The sequence below is a fragment of the Pseudocolwellia agarivorans genome, assembly GCF_002000085.1.
GTDB classification, from domain to species: domain Bacteria; phylum Pseudomonadota; class Gammaproteobacteria; order Enterobacterales; family Alteromonadaceae; genus Pseudocolwellia; species Pseudocolwellia agarivorans.
Genome location: NZ_MUZU01000012.1, coordinates 60,667 through 79,852 on the forward strand (window position 1 = coordinate 60,667; position 19,186 = coordinate 79,852).

Genomic DNA, 19,186 nt, shown 5'->3' on the forward strand with positions numbered 1-19,186 from the left:
GTTAAATGTATCAACCGCTGACGCTATTGTTTTAGCCAAATGCGCCAGCCAATTAAGAAAGAAGTAACTTTGTTATAAGCAGCATTTTTTTATGTTTTTTTACCGCTTCCACATGTGCATGGGTCGTTGCGGCCCACTTTAAGTTCTGCAATAAAGGGTTTTGTTGTAGGGTAATTAAAGTCTTCTAATTCACTAAGTTCATTGTTAGTAAATAATGCTTCTAGTATGTTTTCGTCACTTTGCTCGTTGAGCCGTTGGTTAGCAAAGATTAAGACAACCATAAATTTATACTTTTAAATTCATGGCTGTCCCAAACTTTTATATTTAAGTCTGCATAATCACGAAGAGCAACTAAGACGAGCAACTAAGATGTGACAAGCCCCCCACTTCAAAGAACTCAGCCGGTTTCAAGCGATAGTATTTATCTTCCACGAGCTTCGACTGTTCGTCATAAGGTTGTGTCATCACCGTTTGTAGCTCTTGAATGAGCGTATAATCTCCCAACGCTGCTTGCTGATAAGCTGGCACAAGAAACCACTCGCGCAAAATGTATTTTGGGTTAATACGTTTCATCTGCTTCGATATTTCTTCGCTTGTTCGGGGCGAAGCCGTATTCGTGTTACTCGCGCTAAAGAGTAGTGTTTTCCATTTTTCTAGCCACTGTGCCCAGCGTTTGTCCATTTCTGCATCTTTTGTATCATCGGTAGCATCAGCAGCGTTATTCGATACGTGATTTGGTATGTTATGGTAAAAGCTTTTCTTTAGCGGGTTAATGTCGTTGGGTATCGACGAGAGTTCGCGAAATAAAATAGTGTAATCAACAGGCGTTTGTTTCATGAGTATTTCTAACTCGCTAAGCACTGCGTTGAAAGGTGCTTCGTCGGCGTTTGTATCGTCAGAATCAATAACCAAGGTGCTAAGGCCTAGCTTGGCAGCCCACATTTTTTTCATTTGTGTGTGCATTACCTTCGAAAAGTCACCTTGAATTTCGTCGAGCGCTAGTAAATAGTCTTGATTCGACTCTTTATCAGGAATGAGTAACGGGCGTATTGCAGAACAAAACATGTCGAAGTTTTTTTGCGCTGCGCTTGGTTGGTTCATAAACGAGAAATGATGACCGCCGCCGGTCCAAGGTTGATAATACGGTTTAAACACATCGCAAAAACCGAATGGACCATAGTCAAGTGTAAAGCCCCCTACTGCGCAGTTGTCGCTGTTGAAGTTACCTTGACAGAAACCAACGCGGATCCAATTCGCCACTAGTGATGTAAGGCGGCCTTGAAATTCGCGTGCCAGCTGTACTACTTTTTCGGGCATAGGCAGCTGAGGTTCAATTACGCTAGTGTATTCACGATCAATCACGTGTAGTACAATTTTTTCAAGTTCTTCCATCGCTGTTGGGTGTTGGTTGAACCTAACGCGGCGAGCGAAAAGTTCGAGTTGACCAACACGCATGAACGACGGTGCAATACGTGTTGATATTGCGATGGGTTCATCAATATATCTATCGGGATTTTGTGAACGCGAACCCGGCGAATACCAAGGTCGTTGAACCTGCTCAGTTTTTGAAACATACAAACTTAAAGACCGTGATGTGGGTACGCCTAGTGCGTGCATGTGCTCTTGCGCCAAGAATTCGCGAATACTTGAACGCAACACCGCGCGACCGTCTGCGCCTCTGCAATATGGCGTTTGACCACCACCTTTTAGCTGCATTTCCCAGCGTTGATCGTTAATAACGGCTTCAAGTACAGAAATTGCACGACCGTCGCCATAGCCGTTGCCTGTTTGAAACGGACACTGCTGAATATACTCTTGACCATAAATAGAAAGTGCGTAGCCCGTCGCCCAACCAAATTTTCGCATTGGCTTTGGCACATCAGTCATATCACCTGAGAACAGTCGAATAAAATCGGGAGACTGCGCCATACTGTCGGCAAAACCAAGTTCACTAAAGAAGGTTTTGCTGTGCGCTATATATTCAGGTTCTTTAATTGGCGTTGGATTAACAGGAACATAATGACCAGTAAAGACTTGTCGTGGTTCGTGGTCAACACCGTTTTCTGTTGCATCAGGGTCACAGTTGAGCGTGTCCATGAGGGAGTAGTTTGCCAACTTTGCAAGATCGTTGATCGTCGATATAGTCGAAGAGTTTTTCTGTGGCTGTTTGTTTGTCATCGTTGTAATACCAAAGCCGTAAAGATAAAAAGAAATATAAATGTTTATACTGGGTATATTACCCCATTATTTGCGCCGATATCGGTACTTGTTATTTAACGGCTAAATAACAAACTAAGTCGTGGCTTTATTTTATTATTCGCGATGTTGCTTGTTATTAGGTAGGTAAATCGCCATATTTATTGGTATAACTGCTTATAACAACAAAAATAATTTTATAAAGGGTCTTCGACATGCTCACTCTCACTGCCATACAATGCCGCATTATTGGTGTTATGTTAGAAAAAGAAACAACAACTCCAGAGCAATATCCACTGTCTTTAAACAGCCTTAGCATTGGCTGTAATCAAAAAAGTAGCCGTGACCCCGTCATGTCTTTGTCTGAAAGTGATGTACAAAACGAAATAGACGCGCTACAACAAGCCAACTTATTAATGGTTGATCACCAAGCATCAGGCCGCGTGAATAAATATATTCATCGTTTTTGTAATACCGAGTTTGGCGATTTACAGTTTACGCCGCAGCAAAGAGCAATTATTTGCGTATTACTTTTACGTGGACCACAAACACCAGGCGAACTTCGTACGCGCACGAATCGTTTGGCTGATTTTGCTAATGTTACTGAGGTAGAAGCCACGTTAGCCCAACTGCAAAACTTAAACGGCCAAGTACTAGTGAAAAAACTTGCTCGAGAGCCGGGTAAACGTGAGTGTCGTTACTTGCATTTGCTTTCACCTAGTTCTCAAAGTGCAGAGGAAGAAGCAAGCGGTGAAGACAACACTTATGAAAGTAATGTCAGAACTCATGCAGGAAACGATACTAGAACTAATATCGAAAAAAATTCCGTTGAAGACGGCGAGAAAAAACAAGAAAACACGCCATTACACCTCAGAGTTACCGCGTTAGAACAACAAGTTGCGGCATTAACCGAGCAAGTAGCATTGTTAACACTGATGATAGAAGATAACGGCTAAACAGCTATAAGCAAGCCTTTAAAGGGAGCCTATACACTTTATTTATAAACTCCCTACTTTGAGTAAAATGGCTGTAGTAACTCTATTATCAGCCGTTAGCTCATATGTCGCTGTAATGATTTTTTATGGTACCTGAGAAACGCCATAGAGATTAAGATTCGTTTTAAATGTTTTGTGATAATTTTATACCTTAAACTAGCTCCCATATATTAATCATATTTAAATATGGTTTTATAAAGTTTTCTTTATCTACCTTGCGCCAATGCATAAAAGTATTTAACCTCCAATAATCTATCTATTTAATGTTTGAATCTTATGTTTCCTTTATCTGTTCTTGATCTAGTACCTGTAAAAGTCAATAAAACACCTGCTGATGCACTAGCCGATTCACTCGAATTAGCACAACATGCTGATGCTTTAGGCTACTTACGGTATTGGGTGGCAGAACACCATAATATGGTTGGAATAGCGAGCGCTGCAACGTCTGTTGTTATTGGTTATTTAGCGGCAGGGACTAAAAATATTAGAGTGGGTGCTGGTGGAGTAATGCTTCCAAATCATTCGCCTTTAGTTATTGCAGAGCAGTTTGGTACTTTAGAGTCATTATATCCTAATAGAATTGATCTAGGTTTAGGCAGAGCCCCCGGAACCGACCAATTAACATGGCAAGCTTTGCGTAAAAATCCAAGATCTTCTGAACAGTTTCCACAAGATGTTCTAGAGCTACAAGGATATTTTGAGCCGGTAAAAGAAAATCAATCCGTTCAAGCGGTTCCTGGTGGAAACTTAAACGTTCCCCTTTGGATGTTAGGCTCTAGTTTATTTGGTGCACAATTAGCGGCTCAACTAGGTTTACCTTATGCATTTGCGTCACACTTTGCCCCTGCGTCATTAGATCAGGCATTTGAACAATATCGCCGTCTATTTAAACCATCTAGTCAATTAACTCAACCTTATGCTATGCCATGTATTTCTGTGATTGTGGCTGATACCGATGAACAGGCTGAATATTTATTTACCAGTATGCAACAACGCTTTTTAGGCATGATTAGAAATCAACGAGGTAAATTATTACCCCCCATTGATAATATTGAAAGTTGTTGGGATCCAATGGAAAAAGCACAAGTTCAAAGTATGTTAAGTTGCGCCTTTATTGGTAGTGCAGCAACCGTGAAAGATAAACTTCAACACTTTATTAATAGAACTCAAGCTGATGAATTAATAGTGAGTGCCGGCATTTTTGATCAAAGTGCTAAACTACATTCTTATAAGCTGTTAGCAGACATTGGTAAACAACTGATGCATGCATAACCCTTAAATTTTATTCCCCTTCTGCTTGAAGCGTAAATATAAATGGGTAAACATTGAATGAGCGGCCATAGTTGTAACCAGTTCGGTGCTGCGCTTTCAAGAACTTCTTCGGGTAGGTAACCTTTTTGAAAGGTAGACAGTGTAGTTATAATAGTTGACAGATTTAACTCATGTTTATCTTTTAATACCCTTAAATACATTATTTAAGGGTATTTATTAGTGCTTATCCGTACACACTAACTATTCAATATTTTAAGCGGTAGCGACAACGCTCCGTTATCTGTTTGCCCTACTAACCAAATAATGGCACTTAAACCACCTACGGTTAATACGTACCACACACCTGAAACGATTTGCGCGTAACGGTTAAGTGGTAGTAGTTGGCTTAGGTGTCGGCGTTTGTATTCAAAGAATATTTCAACACAACCAATAGCGAGTAAAAAGCCTAACAGTGCTAGACCAAACTGGTAGCTGAGATAAATACCGAGTGCTGCGCCTAATATACATGCCACTAAACCAATGCGTGAATTTATAGAGAATGCGATGCTTTTTAGTACGTGTCCGCCATCTAATGGTAATACAGGCAGTAGGTTAAATAAGTTAAGTAGTGCGTTAAATACGGCGATGCCTGCCAGTATTTCTATGTCGGTTATCCAATAGCCAATTAACGCGGCTACCGAGAGGATCAAACCAAAGAATGGTCCCATGATGGATATAACAACATCTTGCCAGCGGGTGTTAATTTTGTCGTCGCTAAGCGCTAAACCACCAACAAAAGGAATAAGGTAAATACCTTTGGTTTTTAAGCCAAAGTATTTCATGGCTTTGATATGACCATATTCGTGAAACACTAAACAAAGGATTAGTGCGATGGCGAATTCAATTGAAAACAACCAGCTGTAGGCTGCCAAGCTACCTGCGGCAAATAATACTTTAACAATTTTGGCGCTTTTAAGGAGTTTTAAGCCTAAGCCTGCCATACCTACAAAGCTGAACTTAAAAGGTTGTTTTTTATTTTGGCTAACGTCGCGTTGTTCTATGTCTTTTTCGTTGAGTGTGTTTTCTTCAACAAGTTCGTCGTTAATCAGTAGTTTAAATTGCAGATCAAATGGTTGCCATTGTAATGAACCATTAAGCTTTACGTGAAGTTCGCCCTGTTCATTTTGCAGAAGAAATTTATGTTCAAAGTTGCTGTCGGCATTGGCATCAATTTGCGATACACATTGGTTATCCCAAAACAGTTGTTGCCACCCTGCCATTGAACCTTCTAAACGTAATGTTTTACCTAAACATTCTATTTCTAATAACTGCACTATAAACTCTCAATAATCAAAACATTGCCTGATTATCGCTATATTTACTCATGCCGCAAGAAGAATAAAATCTAATTGAAGTAAATTACTCTTTTTCAATCCAATTGATTGCACTCAGCCGAGTATCAAAAAAACGTATATCGCCTGCTATAAACCAGTTACTAGCTTTACTTATTAGGTTTTGCCAATTTTCATTGCCAAAAATAGCTACACGATGAAGTTCACCTGAATGTTTAATTCCCATAATTAAGTCGTTCCATGCAGATCGAAGTGTCCATCCGTCAAATTGTGTTACATCAATTAACACATCAAGCTGAGGATGTTGTTCTGCGTTAAATATTGACACTATAATTGGGGAAATCATTTCGTAATCTTCTATCGATAATTTACCTACAGCTTTAAAAGATAAAAAATAACCGTTTGGTTTACGCTTTATTGTAATAGTTAAACTATGATGGATATTTTTCATAATGAAATACCTCAAACTAAGCAAACATAAATTAACTATAGTTGAAAGTTATACATTAGGATCTGTTATCTTTTAAGAGGTATAGTGACAATAAAAATAAAGGATGTGGCTTTATTCAGCAGTATGAAGTATTTGGTAAATAGTAACCTGCGCTTAACCTAATACATTGTATTCATAAGGGGGTTGTTATCATTACTGTATTAAAAGCTAAATAACCATACAACCGATTTATACATTACGCTAGCCATTACACCTCCAACTAAAAAAAACATATAAATAAACCAAGCAGAGCCCGCTGATGGGTCCGATCTTTTATCATATTCGGTGATGATAATGCCAATTTGAATAAACAAGTACACATTAAAAACTAAGCTCGAAATATAGTACTCGCTAAATAAAGCTAAAATGCCCGGAAAAATAGATAATATAAAAAAAATATTATTCGAATATTCGTTTTCACTCGATGAACGTATTTCATATAACTTAACCAACAATACGCTAATAATTGCAGCTAAATAAATAAGTGAAGGAGTTATGTTTTCAAGTAAGGTGGTTTTCGGGCGGGCCTCTATCGGCATCACTATATCTTCAGGTATATCACTGTAAGTACTTTCTGCGATGTATGGCACGGCTGGTGTTGTCCATAAATTTGTTAAATAGTCCCATAACAAAACACCACCATAACCAATACTAAAAAGGAAAAACCATACAATGAGAAAGTAATATAATTGTTTTAACGGTAGGCTATATCGAGCTTTTTTCTCGAACAGTTTTGCTAATAATCCTCCTAAGGCGCTCACACTACTTAATAATAAGAGTGCATACCAAAAGGTATCAAGATAGAAGTAAATAAAACACGGAGCTATCACTAAAAATGACAGCTCAAATTCTAAGTCACTTTGACTCTTTTCTTTGGTACTGAACATCACTTTATAAATAACAAAAGGCTGAAGACAGAGCAGAAGAATGCTCAGCGAAATGATCGACATGATTAAAATTCTTTTTTAAAGTGTAATAACGACCAATCAAACAAGGTTTACAGCTGATTTTAACCTAAAATAAAACGAACAAAAACAAGGATTAATCTTGCTTAAAAGCGTTCAGTTTTTGAAGATATCGATTCAGTTTAATTAAGCCTGATTCAAGTTCAAACTTAACCACTTTTAAGTCTTTAAATTTAAGTGCGTTATTAAAATGTGTGCATATCATAGTTGCCATACCTTCAAGCCCTTCTGGCGCTGTTGTAACTAATTCTTCTAGTAATGGCGCGACAGTGTCCCAATGGTCATTAATAATACTTGGCGTTTCGTGAATGGTTGCCATGATATTGATGAGGTCTAAACGGTGGTTTTGTTTCATAAATAAAATCCTTTTTAAATAATGTGTTCTTTATAGTAAAACACGGCTTAGTGGTATAAATATATCAGCTGATACAATATAAAAATAAGACTTAATCATTGATATTTAAATATACGCCTGCTGCTTCTAACTGTTTTTTTAACATAACATTTTTAATCTTAATATCATCGTTATCTTCTAAGTATTTTTTATGCTCTGCAGATTTTGCAGTATTACCTAGTTCTTCATATATTAATAAAAGCTCCTCGTGAACACTGTTCAATCTAACTTTTTCTTGTTGAGTATTATCATTTAAATATCGGTTAAAAAGACTTATAGATTTTTCTAAGTCCCTTGAAACAAAACGGCCATAGCTATAATTCCATGCTAGAGCAAATATAGGATCAAGTTCACCACTTTCAGTACGCCTATTTAGCTCAGATATATAACGACTACCATCACCAGTATACAAGCCTATATATTCAAGCGCTTGCCAGTAACCTAATTTATAAGCTTTTTCACACCAACTCTCTAACTGTTTAGGAGCGTGCATTAAACTTTTTTGGCATTGTGCCATTACTGTAGTTTTAGGTAATTCAGAATTATTAATATCATATTTAGGAAAGAAACTTCCTGCATAAGAGGTTGTGCAGAAAGCTGTATATAAAAATAGACTGATTGTAATAGCTTTATTCATGTTAAAGCCCCCCTATTTTAAATCCATTTTCAGGTATATGAACTTGATAAGCTGTTACAGCATGCTTAAATGGGAAACCTTCACTATAAAAATATTTATTTTTAAGCTCTCCATCTTCATCGGAGTAACCCTCACAATTATTTATAGTGCGACATGCTTTACCACCAATAAAATCGATGAACTTGATTTTTAATATGCCTTGATCTATTACAAGAGTATCAAGACCAACTTGAAAATTAGAGCTAACAGCATGCCAACGATGCATAAAAGCTACAACACGATTTTGATTAGACTGTTTCAAAATATTACTTATATTTTGAGTCCAAACCATGTTTCTAACACTATGACTAGTACTACAACTTCCCGTTCTAGCCATTTCAAAATCACACGAATCATCTATTGCAATCATTTCATCCAACGTTAAATCAAGAGCAACGATCTTCAATCCAATTTCTCTAGCTGCTTTAACCAAGTCGCCGTAGCTTTTAGGGACTAAATAACCACGATTCCAATATTCATCAAAATATTGCTGTATAACTTTAAACCCTTTACCTGTACGTTGATATAGCTCTATCTTCTCTTGCATATAAAGAGGTAACATTTCTATTGCAAAATGTGTAAAACCTGCAGCTTTCAGTTGCCTAAGAGCTTTGATAGCTTCATATTTATATATTGCAGCGTTATGACTTGATTCACCAAGCATTAACAATCGAGCATTTCCAGCCATAGTTCTGTAGTTCACATCCGTGTTTATTTTATTCATTGTATTTCCTTATATTTATTTAAATATGCCTAATAACACTTAAAACTTACTCACACCAACCTGCACTTGATTTCATATCGTTAAGTTTGGTTTTATTTTCCGTTAACCATGAATCAATAGCTGATGAGTATTTGAACTCAGACCCCGTACCTGGCCAATAGTAAGTAGCGTTATTATCAACACAAAGCGCTATATATACTGGAGCAGAATTAAACACAACATCTTCTCCTTGCTCTACAAACATTTCATAGCGTATATGTTTATGCGTTTCGCCTTTATAAGTAGCAAGAACATCAGCAGAGTAAACGTGTTTTTCTAACTCATCATCTTCGTGCGAAACTTCAACCTTGGTGATTTTTACTTTAGCAAGGTAATGAACATTATTAATCGCTTGTTTAAAACCATTAAGATCTGAAGGTACGTCACTTTTAGCTGTAAATGATTGTGTGACACTAAAGAGAACAAATAAAAGAGTAAATGCTTTTTTCATTATGACTCACTTCCTGCAATTGATGATTTTTGAGTGTATATAGGTAGAGTTTCACAAGATTCGTCAAAATCTGCGGGCACTACAAAATCTGTCCATACTTCTTTTTTATATTTAGTTACATTAACACTATTATTTTGATTTCCACCTAACATAAATAAAGAGTTTCCATCTGCACTTTGTCCAACTACAAACGCAACATGACCACCACCACTTCTGGATTTTATGCCGATAGCACCGTAAAGCGGTTTATCAATTTTTTTACCAAAATCAATCCATTCTTTTGCCCTAAAAGCATTTTTAACGGGCTCTATATTATTTTGTTTCAAGACCCAAGCGACAAAGGAAGCACACCATGCGTTTTGCCCACCAGTATCATCGCTTCCCCAAAACTTTGATGCTTTAAAGTAAGCTAATATACGAGGGTTCGCATTCTTTTCACCAGAAACTTCGCTTTCACCTAACTCATTAATTGCTGTTTTCATCCATGTTGCATAAGTTGCCGGCATTTTTAATATAGCACTTGCTCTGTTAGCTTGGTTTATAAGCTTTTCATTTATTTTTCGATGAGTACGTCCATTAGGATCTACCTTACCATCAGGACGTAATTGGCCAAGTACTTTACGTTGAAACAGTTTAATCGCTTCAATGGTTTTAGAACTTGACGTATTCGTATTTAAAAGACCGTCTTCGATTAAGGGTTTTGTAGGTGGGATGAGCGTTAATAGTTTATTTAAAGCCGTTTGTACAACCTTTACATCACTGACATTATTAATGCCACCAAGGCCGACTGATTTAGTTATTTTGATTGTTGACATAGAAAAATCCTTTTTTAAGTTTGTATTATTTAAAACATGTTAGTTTCATATAGTGTGAATTCTGACTATATAACATGTGATACCCTGGAGTTTTACACCATATAACCATATGATTTAGCAGACAAATAAGTTATAATCAAGCTCGTTAGGGTTTATTTAGACCGTTTACATACAAGTGGTGAAAAATCAGTATTGCCAATGTTAATTGAGCAATTCATCGTAATCACATTCTGGCTAAGCAACGATAGTTCTAATTCAAATGTAAACGTTTGAGCGTCAATTTTTAAATTGTATATATCTAAAAAGCTAAGTTTTTTAAAATCATGTGTGATTTTTAACGCATCATCATATACAGCACAGATGTTTTTTCTTTTAATAAGGGCGTTACTACCCGCCGTTAAAAGCTCTAAACGCAAGCACGGATATTCACTTTCAGGGTGAAACTTGATCCATCGAAATAAATTGTCATTGACTCTCTCAACGTTCATTTCTATTGCATTGAGACTGACAAAGTTTTGTTCTTCACTGCTTTTAGATTCAGAACAAAAGAAAATAAAAAGACAATATATGCTAATAATAAATAGTTTCATTTTTCACCTATGAATTAATATATTTAGTACGAGCTTGCCTTCTAGCAGCGGGGACATTAGCCCAATTTTTCTCTTTTTTTATTTCATCTTTAAATAAAGCAAGATCATTATCCGCAACATGCTTTTGTAAAAATTTACGACTCGTTGGGTGATAATCCCCTCTAAATCTAAGATCTATCAGTACATTCTTTATTTTTACATGTAAAGTAGCCCAATCGGTTTTTCCATAGGTTTTAGTAGTAATACTTTTGTTACAAATCTTTTTTACATCGGCTTCCATTTCTTTGTATATAATTTCAAATAACTTTAATTGCGCTTTAGCGGAAATTTCGTAATCGAGTAAGTCATTTTCAATGATAAATAGCTCAGCATCTTTCCCTATTTTTCCCGCAGCAAGCAATATAACATTGGCAACTTCACAAGAAATTCCTGCCTGAATTAAGTGGGTACTTATTTTGCTCGCTGTTTTTTCTCGCATATCGTAGCCCCTGCCAATGGTTAGCCCTGAGCGTTCAGACGGTACATGAAAACATCGGCTATGGTAGCGTCCTCCTTCAGTTCCTTCTGCATCCCATGTTAAAACACCATAACTAGGTTGAGTGATTGATACTGTTGTATAAGAGTTTTTTAAAAAATCAACGAGCTTTCTAAAAGTGCCGCCATTAGCTGTAACAACGCCATCAGGCTTTGCCATTTTAAGCACATTTTTTTGGAAGTCATTAATCATACCTATATAGTCATCATCTACCTTGTGACTTAAAGTAGACAATGGGTATACATTACGCGCATAGGTATTTAACAAAGCGGTTATCAGTTTTACATCGGCTGATTTATTGGCTGAATTTAAACCAACATTAGCTCCCATTTGTAAAGTAAGCATAAAATCCCTTTTTTAATATTGACTGCTCTTTAATCTAAATATTCTAATAGGAAAAATTTAGATTATTTTTAATTCATTTATTTTTTACTTAGTGTGCGAGTTTACATTTTTATTAAATCCATTGGCACCACGGAATGTTCAGCTAGTGCATTAGCTGGAATATTTAATATATTCGCTACCAACGAGACCTCAAAGCACCAATAAAATCAAGTTAGCTGACCCCTTGATATTTTATTTTCCTTTCTTCTTCTGTAAATAGGAAATAATCTGAATTTGACTTCCTATACTTCATTAATTCTTTATGTATAAAACGAAACCCAACCCGCTTTTCTTTTCAACATTCATTCAAGTAATTCAGAAATAGTTGTAGCTCATTATTATCTTTTATATGCTTTTTGAAGAATACCTCCAAATCATTTAACGCATCATCACATTTATAATCTACTCTTAAAGTCATTAAGGTATCATTTATAAGAAACAACTTTATTTATTATGTTCTTACCATTTTTATCAGTAAATTCAATTATTATAGTTTCACAAAAAAAAAACTTATCCCAAAAATCAGGAGTTACATTTTTAATTCCATGCGCACGAGCATCATTAAACAAATGATATTTTCTATTCGCCTCATCAACAAAAATATAATCTGATGAATCTTGTAGGTTAACTTCAAAAAATTTTACTTTTTTCACTATTTATTACCTTTAGTATCAATTTTATGCCGAGACATCTTAACTGGTTCAGAAAAGTGTACTTTCCCTCTATTTTCAGGCTGCCAGAACTCCACAAAAGCCTGTGTTCCACCACCTGAATATTGTTTACCTGACTTTGAGCTTTGCGGTGCGACGTCACCAATAAACATTACAGTACCTTTGTCCATAGATACATTTGTATAATGAGTCATTTTGTTATACGCCCCATTACCGAAATTTTTGAGAGCCAATTTCTGTCTGGTATCATACCTTGAACTAGGCATGTCACCAATCGCAACATATGGGCCCGCAGGATTAGATCCACCACCAGAGAAACGAACCCCTTCGATAGGTGCTAATAATTTAATTTTAGCTGCAATATTGTCAGAAAAACCTTGATTGTATCTATCAACAACATCAAGTAACTCATAAGAATTAGCAGGTAGATTATCTAAATGTTTTTGGACTACAGTATTAATTTCTTTACAACTTAACCCAAACGGATCCACCCAATTAACCGGATTTGGTGCATATTGATAGTGGTTTATACCACCCACCAACCCTATAGGGTCTTGATGGATAAAGCGTTGTTGCTTAGAGCAATAATAACGAAAGCGATTATAATGCAGTTTCGATTCTTCATCAAAATACTGCCCTTGAAAACGTAACGAGTTACTAATTAGGTTAATATCCTCTTCTACATCACACTGCTTATTATGGTTTTTCTTATCAAAAGGTAGTTCTTTCTGATAACCAAAAGCATCGCTTTCATTTCGCCATACTTGCTGTGTTTTACTGTTGGTTAAACACAGTGGCGTTCCTAGTTGGTCTAGGTGGTAGTAATAAATCTCGTTGTTTTGGTTACCACTTGAACTTTTTATTAACGCAATTGGCTCAAAGGTGTTTGGCTGGTATATGTACCAAGTAAACTGTCCTTTGAAGTGTTCGCCTATTACTTGGTTTTCGTCCCAAATATAGTCGATACGACCTTGCTCGGTTATTTTAGCGCTGCGTCTGCCAAGCGCATCGTATTCATAATGGGTGAGTTGCCCGTTAATGTTGATGCTTTTAAGTTGATTGAGTCCATTAAAGCTACGTTGCTGATGTTCACCTTTGGCTAAGCTCGTCAGTTGGTTTCCGCTACCATCATATCGATAATCTGTCCCTAAAAAGCTAAGTAGTCTGTCGTTCTCTACTTTTATTTCATTATTAGCATAGGCTTTAGGCTCTTGTGCTGAAAAGTTTGGTCTAACAACGTTTTCTGCGTTAACTGCTTGAGCGGTGGCTTGGTTATCAACATTATCTTCTTTTACGTTAAGAGGGTTACCAAAGGCATCCCATTGATATTGCTCTTGGCTAATCTTAATCGTTGCTTGCGCGTCAGATGTTTGTGCTACTGGCTCTGAAGTAATCGTGGTGTTAAGTAGTTGGCTGATACTGTTATAAGTAAACGCTTTTTTCTTAAGCTTGGTAGCCTTTTCATCAGTATTTCCACTTACACTACAAACGTTAATTAATTGATGTTTTTTGTCGTATTGATAAGTACGTAACTCACTGAAGTTTTTTTGTTCTGATTGCCATTTTTGTTCAGCAAGTCTTGAAAACACATCAAATTGTTGTGTGAGTTCAATACCGTTACCTAAGGTTTGCTGTATCACTAAACCCGCTGCATTGTACTGACGAGTCATTAACGACTGTATGCTCTCGTCATCTTGTTCGCTTTGTTGATACGTAATACCACTGAGTTGCCCTTGCTCGGTATAGCTATAGTGCAATGTAGTGTTATCAGGTAATTTAACTGATTGACGTTGGCCTTTATCATTGTATGTGTAGTCAAGTTGCCAAGCGCCTTGCTGGCTTGTGCTAATTTGACCATTTTGATGATATTGCTGTGTAACAGTACGTTCGCTGTTATGGGCTCGTGTTATTCGGCTTAATTTGTCGTATTGATAAAAGTTATGTGTATTTCTCAGCTCTGCATTGTTAACTGAAGCGGTTCTAGCTCCAGCTTTATGATGTTCTTTGCTATTGACTGAACTATTGCCAATATTACGTCCAGCACTGGTTTGCTCGATAATACGACCTAAGCTATCACGTTTTAGACGAATAAAACGTTCACCGTTATCCGCAACAGAGATAAGCTTATCGTTAGCATCGTATGTATAAACTTGTTCTCGTCCATCAAAACCAATAAGTTTTGTAGGCTTTTCAGTTGGGCTGTATTCAAGCTGATAAGTCGCACCATCACTTCGCTCTATCGCGGTGAGGTTTCTTTCTTTGTCGTACTGGTATTTTAACCAACTACCATCACTAAAGGTTTTTTGGCTAGGTTGAGCGAGACCATCGTATTGATAGCTGGTTTGCTCTGTGCTTTCCGTCTGTTTATTCGTTTGTATAGCTTCTACAAACTCGTGGCTGGTTAACCGTCCAGATTCGTCATAAACATAACGTTGAGTAATTTTATCATCAGGGGTCGATTGGCTATAACTGATTTGCTCAGTAATTTGACCTTGTTCATTACGATTAAACTGAGTAATTAAGCCTTGCGAGTCTACCGTTGCAATGAGTAGTCCTAAAGTATTATAGCTAAAGCGAGTTAAGGTATTGCCTATTTTTTTCGCCAGTAATTCGCCAGTGTTATCCCAGTGATACTGAGTGATTACACCTGATAAATCTGTTTTTTTACGTAACAAACCTGCCAATGTGTATTCATAACGACGACTTCTACCATCTGGCATAATTTCTGATATTAAACGCCCTGTACCATCAAAAATTCGTTTGGTTTCTTGTCCTAGAGGATCTATGGTTGAAATACGTTTACCCAAACCATTATAAAGATAGCGGGTGATAGCGCCATCAGGTGTTATCACTAAGCTCAACTGACCTTGTTGGTTATAGCTAAATTCAGTAACATTTCCTTGGCAATCAATAGCTTTAACTTTTCGTCCTGCACTATCGTATTCATTATACGATGTGTGACCGTTTGCATTAGTAAAAGCAGTTAAAAGACCTTGTTCATTATGGATAAAGGTTTCAGTATTTCCGTTACTGTCTGTACTTGTACTTACCTTTCCGCGTTCATCTGTAAAAAACTTAAATCGGTATTGGTAAGTATCGTTATCGCCCCATTGCTTTATACATTGGGCATTTTCATCTGTTCCTTGCCATTCAAAGTGATGACTAAAGCCAGAAGAGCGAGTACGTTTTTTTAATAAGTAGCTAAGTTGAGGTTTAATAGCTGTTTTAGCGTCTTCTGAATATAACTCAACACGCTGTTTGTGATATGTGTATCTTTCAACGTTGCCTGAACTATTAGTAGCAGCAATTAAAGCTTGGCTGTCATCGTATTGATAATTTGCCAACAAGTTATTGTGAACGTGTGTTTTATTGTGCTCATCAATATAATAAGCAGCAATGCGTATAATATTATTATCTACATTGTATTGTAATTTTATGCCACGTTTGGGGCCTGGTGATAATTCAACAAGGCGTTGCTTATCATCATAATTTAATTGGATATACTGCCCTTGATTATTACTTATACTTTGTAATAACCAAGTTGGTTGTGGTTGCTCTTTTTTCTTTCTGCTCGACTGCCTAGTAGATGAAGTTTCATTTATAGATTTAGTTACTTGTTCAGTAAAGGTCCAGTGGCTATCATCACTTTTTATTAAGGTGTGTGATCCATCAGCTTGATGAACTAATGCCAGTCCTGATGATAGTTGATAGCTTGTTTGTCCGCGCTTAACCTTATCAAAAACATGTAACCTACCTTCTTCATCGGTAAGCTCTAACCAATATCTCCCTGGCTGTTTAGGACCCACTTTAGGTGGTTCCTGATACTTTTGTACCAACTGCATGCTGTAGTTGTGTCGCCAGCCATACCCTAAACCTAAGTTTTGTTTAATTTTACTTGAACGATATAAACGTCGCCAAACGATTGGCATTAAACCATTTAATTCAAAATCGATTAATGGCAGGATTTCTTCACCACTTAGCATAGAAATAGGATCTGAGCGACATTCTTGATCAGCTATAGGAACTTCTGTGGCGGTATTATTGCTAGAGGACCCCGCTTCACTTGAATTAAGTGATTTTTTACCTTGATTACTTTGGTTAACATTAGGCGTTTTAGCGCTGCTAGTAGAAGGCGCACTTCCACTTGAGCTATTCGTTTCATTTGAATAGTAAAGTGATGTTTTATCATTTTCGGTATAGACACTGAGTCGGTTTTGATTAATTGCTTCAAGTAACTTACTTGCGATTTGCCTTGCCGTTTTGTTAACAGAGATGCCAACCATAGCCAGTAAACCAAAGGCATGGTCAAGTGCATTAACATTTTTAGCTATATCGGGAGATATTTCGTTAACTAATTCTTGACCGTTATTCGTATTTTCAGTTGCAGCAAGAGTATAGCCTGCAGGAGCAGAACTACTTCTAGGAAGAATAATGACATGGCGATTATAGCCACGGAAATGAAATTTATTAACGTCCATATTTAACTAAGTTGTCCCTGTCCATGAGTAGAGCGTAAATCCTTGATAAAGTGCATCCGACACTTCTAACTGACCAGTAATTCCAGCCAACCATTCGCTTTGGTAACCATTATAAATGTGTAAAAAATTATATAAACCGGTAACACTACCTAACTCCCCTGTATATAGAGTGTTTTGGTAAATTTGTGTATTGGTTGATATATTATCAGCTAAATAAAAATACGCTTCTAACCACGATTGCTGCTCTTCGCTACCGTTACCAGGCAAATACAAAGAAGATATTGTTACTTGACTGTTTTTCTTGCTTACATTTTTATCATCTGCTTGTGTAGTCAAATAAGCAGATGCTTGTGAAAATAAACTGCTAATACCTTGCTTAACTTGTTTTTCAGGTACTATGTTTTGCAAACAAGTATCAATACTTAAGCCAAACGTACTCGGTAAAACATTGCAAATTACAGCGCCTTCCGAAGGGATTATACAACCAGTTTGTTCGGTTGATATTAATTTTTTACTTTCAGCTAGCTCGGGCATTTTATCATACAAACTATCTACGGCAAGCAATACTATGTTACTAGTTGTGTTGCTAGATAATAGGCTAACTGCTGACTTTAATGCAATTGAAAAGGCTGCTCTACCAAAAGGAAAACATTGACTTAATGCATGACTAAATAATTGTGGAAACGCTTTGCTAAGGGCATGTACAAAACGATCAAAATCTTCTGAAAGTTCATCATGAATATTTTTTTCAAAAGCAGGTAATAATAGAAAAACGGGTGAGTCTGATAAATTATTTTTTTCTGATGGAGGTAACTTTGCTAAAACCTGTTCAATTAAATGAACACAACGATCAATTTTTGGGGTGTTTTTTTCGTTTTGCTCTAAATAACAAAATGACGCAAGCGCTTGTTGCCCATCATCAAAACAATAAAAAAGGCTTTCATTTGATAGTAAGGATAAATTAAGCGCTTGTTCATTATCACTGTTAGCACCAATAAAAAGTTGAATATTTTCAAGTGCGACTATCATGTTGTTAACCGTTTTCTATCAAAAAGTGAATTAAAGTGACTCACTCTTTGTTCAGACTTTATAACATAATGTATATTGGCAAAATATCTATGCTTTTGACTCCCATTTTGTAAAGTGTTTATGACTGCTCCCTGATCAATTTGCATACCATTTAACATCTGAGTTGCAGTAAAAATATCGCTATTATTTTTCCATGCTGAAATAACTTTTGCACCATAATAAGATAAAGCTTTTATGCGTTTATCCTCATCACTTTCTAACTGAATCTCTAATGGGATCAATTGGTCAAGCTTTTCACCCAACATAAGTTTTAAACCATTAAAAGCAAACAATGCGTTATTTTTATCTTGTAAAAAGTGCCCTAAAAATGGAATAAATTTACGATATCCACTATATGACATGCTATTTATAACTACTGATATGAGATTAACGTCTGCACTCATTTTGTTAATAACTTTTGTGACCTCAGCCTCATTTAAAGAAATGATAAATATTTCAAAAAGATGACTGTTTATATAATTCAGCTCGATAAACTGCTTTAGAATTTCATAGCAACTGATTTTATTAGTTGTTAATACATTTAAGTACAAATGATTTAGTGGTGATAATTTACTTAAAGAAAAATGCTCGGAATTAATGTAAGGAATTATATATTTATTATAATACAGGCTTAATAAGCACTGATTATGTAGTGTTTCATATTCACTCGGACAAAAAGATATTACAAGATTCTGCAGTGAGTTAGCCGATAGATACAAGCAAAGTTCGGATGCAATATTTTGAATATGACGCTCTTGACACGACATTAATGATATAAAAAGTGGCTTATGAAGCTCTTTATTTAAATGTAATTTTAATTGTAATAAACACAATAAGTCAGCATCGTTATAGCCATGGTCGCTTTGTATAAAATTAAACACTTCACCCGCTGTTGTTGCGGTAAATAAACAATTTGGAGTTAATCTTTGCTTACTAAGTAAAGACATATACAACAAAAGTTGTTTAGTATTTTCATCTAGATTAACTTTAAAGCTATAAAATGTAGACAGCATTGATCTACGCTGCGCTAATAGAACTTTAAACAGTTCAGTTTTATCGTCCTTTTGGTATACCGGCTCTATATTATTAGTTTCTTGTAGTTGTAGCATAAA

18 protein-coding genes are annotated in these 19,186 nt (G+C 36.3%); 2 read left to right on the forward strand and 16 right to left on the reverse strand.

The window, feature by feature from the left end; translation table 11 throughout:
• Positions 1–89: 89 nt before the first annotated feature.
• Positions 90–281, reverse strand: a complete 192-nt coding sequence (locus B0X80_RS16665) for an SEC-C metal-binding domain-containing protein (RefSeq protein ID WP_077342344.1) — start codon at positions 279–281, stop codon at positions 90–92.
• Between the two features lie 70 nt (positions 282–351).
• Positions 352–2,178, reverse strand: coding sequence for a protein adenylyltransferase SelO (locus B0X80_RS16670; RefSeq protein ID WP_077342345.1), 1,827 nt, complete (start codon positions 2,176–2,178; stop codon positions 352–354).
• 233 nt (positions 2,179–2,411) lie between these two features.
• Between B0X80_RS16670 and B0X80_RS16675 the strand changes: the two genes are divergently transcribed.
• Complete coding sequence (locus tag B0X80_RS16675; RefSeq protein WP_077342347.1) at positions 2,412–3,152, forward strand: YceH family protein; 741 nt, start codon at positions 2,412–2,414, stop codon at positions 3,150–3,152.
• 315 nt (positions 3,153–3,467) lie between these two features.
• Complete coding sequence (locus B0X80_RS16680; RefSeq protein WP_077342349.1) at positions 3,468–4,463, forward strand: LLM class flavin-dependent oxidoreductase; 996 nt, start codon at positions 3,468–3,470, stop codon at positions 4,461–4,463.
• A 236-nt stretch (positions 4,464–4,699) separates the two neighbouring features.
• Here the strand turns inward: B0X80_RS16680 and B0X80_RS16685 are convergent, their stop codons facing one another.
• The 14 genes from B0X80_RS16685 to B0X80_RS16750 all read right to left on the reverse strand — a co-directional run bounded on the left by B0X80_RS16685 (position 4,700) and on the right by B0X80_RS16750 (position 19,183).
• Complete coding sequence (locus tag B0X80_RS16685; protein ID WP_077342351.1) at positions 4,700–5,776, reverse strand: site-2 protease family protein; 1,077 nt, start codon at positions 5,774–5,776, stop codon at positions 4,700–4,702.
• Between the two features lie 85 nt (positions 5,777–5,861).
• On the reverse strand, positions 5,862–6,245 hold the full coding sequence (locus tag B0X80_RS16690) for a SpoIIAA family protein (RefSeq protein WP_076418022.1): 384 nt from the start codon (positions 6,243–6,245) through the stop codon (positions 5,862–5,864).
• A gap of 200 nt (positions 6,246–6,445) precedes the next feature.
• A complete protein-coding gene (locus tag B0X80_RS16695) occupies positions 6,446–7,234 on the reverse strand; it encodes a hypothetical protein (RefSeq protein WP_139345343.1) in 789 nt (262 codons plus the stop codon).
• Between the two features lie 91 nt (positions 7,235–7,325).
• The gene (locus tag B0X80_RS16700; RefSeq protein ID WP_077342355.1) at positions 7,326–7,604 is read right to left on the reverse strand and encodes a hypothetical protein; all 279 of its coding nucleotides are present in this window, start codon (positions 7,602–7,604) and stop codon (positions 7,326–7,328) included.
• Positions 7,605–7,695: 91 nt separating this feature from the next.
• Positions 7,696–8,280 (reverse strand): hypothetical protein, encoded by a 585-nt coding sequence (locus tag B0X80_RS16705; RefSeq protein WP_077342357.1) that lies wholly within the window; start codon positions 8,278–8,280, stop codon positions 7,696–7,698.
• 1 nt (position 8,281) lies between these two features.
• A complete protein-coding gene (locus tag B0X80_RS16710; RefSeq protein ID WP_077342359.1) occupies positions 8,282–9,043 on the reverse strand; it encodes a ChaN family lipoprotein in 762 nt (253 codons plus the stop codon).
• 46 nt (positions 9,044–9,089) lie between these two features.
• On the reverse strand, positions 9,090–9,533 hold the full coding sequence (locus tag B0X80_RS16715; RefSeq protein WP_077342361.1) for a hypothetical protein: 444 nt from the start codon (positions 9,531–9,533) through the stop codon (positions 9,090–9,092).
• Complete coding sequence (locus B0X80_RS16720; RefSeq protein WP_077342363.1) at positions 9,533–10,348, reverse strand: NlpC/P60 family protein; 816 nt, start codon at positions 10,346–10,348, stop codon at positions 9,533–9,535. Before B0X80_RS16720 ends, B0X80_RS16715 begins: the two co-directional genes overlap by 1 nt.
• 152 nt (positions 10,349–10,500) lie before the next feature.
• Positions 10,501–10,938, reverse strand: coding sequence for a hypothetical protein (locus B0X80_RS16725; protein WP_077342365.1), 438 nt, complete (start codon positions 10,936–10,938; stop codon positions 10,501–10,503).
• A 7-nt stretch (positions 10,939–10,945) separates the two neighbouring features.
• Positions 10,946–11,818: a lysozyme family protein gene (locus tag B0X80_RS16730; RefSeq protein ID WP_077342367.1), complete on the reverse strand. Its 873-nt coding sequence runs from the start codon at positions 11,816–11,818 to the stop codon at positions 10,946–10,948.
• Positions 11,819–12,282: 464 nt separating this feature from the next.
• Complete coding sequence (locus tag B0X80_RS16735) at positions 12,283–12,510, reverse strand: hypothetical protein (protein ID WP_077342369.1); 228 nt, start codon at positions 12,508–12,510, stop codon at positions 12,283–12,285.
• Positions 12,510–17,006 (reverse strand): RHS repeat-associated core domain-containing protein, encoded by a 4,497-nt coding sequence (locus tag B0X80_RS16740; RefSeq protein WP_077342371.1) that lies wholly within the window; start codon positions 17,004–17,006, stop codon positions 12,510–12,512. The genes B0X80_RS16735 and B0X80_RS16740 overlap by 1 nt, the downstream gene beginning before the upstream one ends.
• 6 nt (positions 17,007–17,012) lie before the next feature.
• Complete coding sequence (locus tag B0X80_RS16745) at positions 17,013–18,035, reverse strand: hypothetical protein (RefSeq protein WP_077342373.1); 1,023 nt, start codon at positions 18,033–18,035, stop codon at positions 17,013–17,015.
• Positions 18,032–19,183, reverse strand: coding sequence for a hypothetical protein (locus tag B0X80_RS16750; RefSeq protein WP_077342375.1), 1,152 nt, complete (start codon positions 19,181–19,183; stop codon positions 18,032–18,034). Before B0X80_RS16750 ends, B0X80_RS16745 begins: the two co-directional genes overlap by 4 nt.
• Positions 19,184–19,186: the final 3 nt, after the last annotated feature.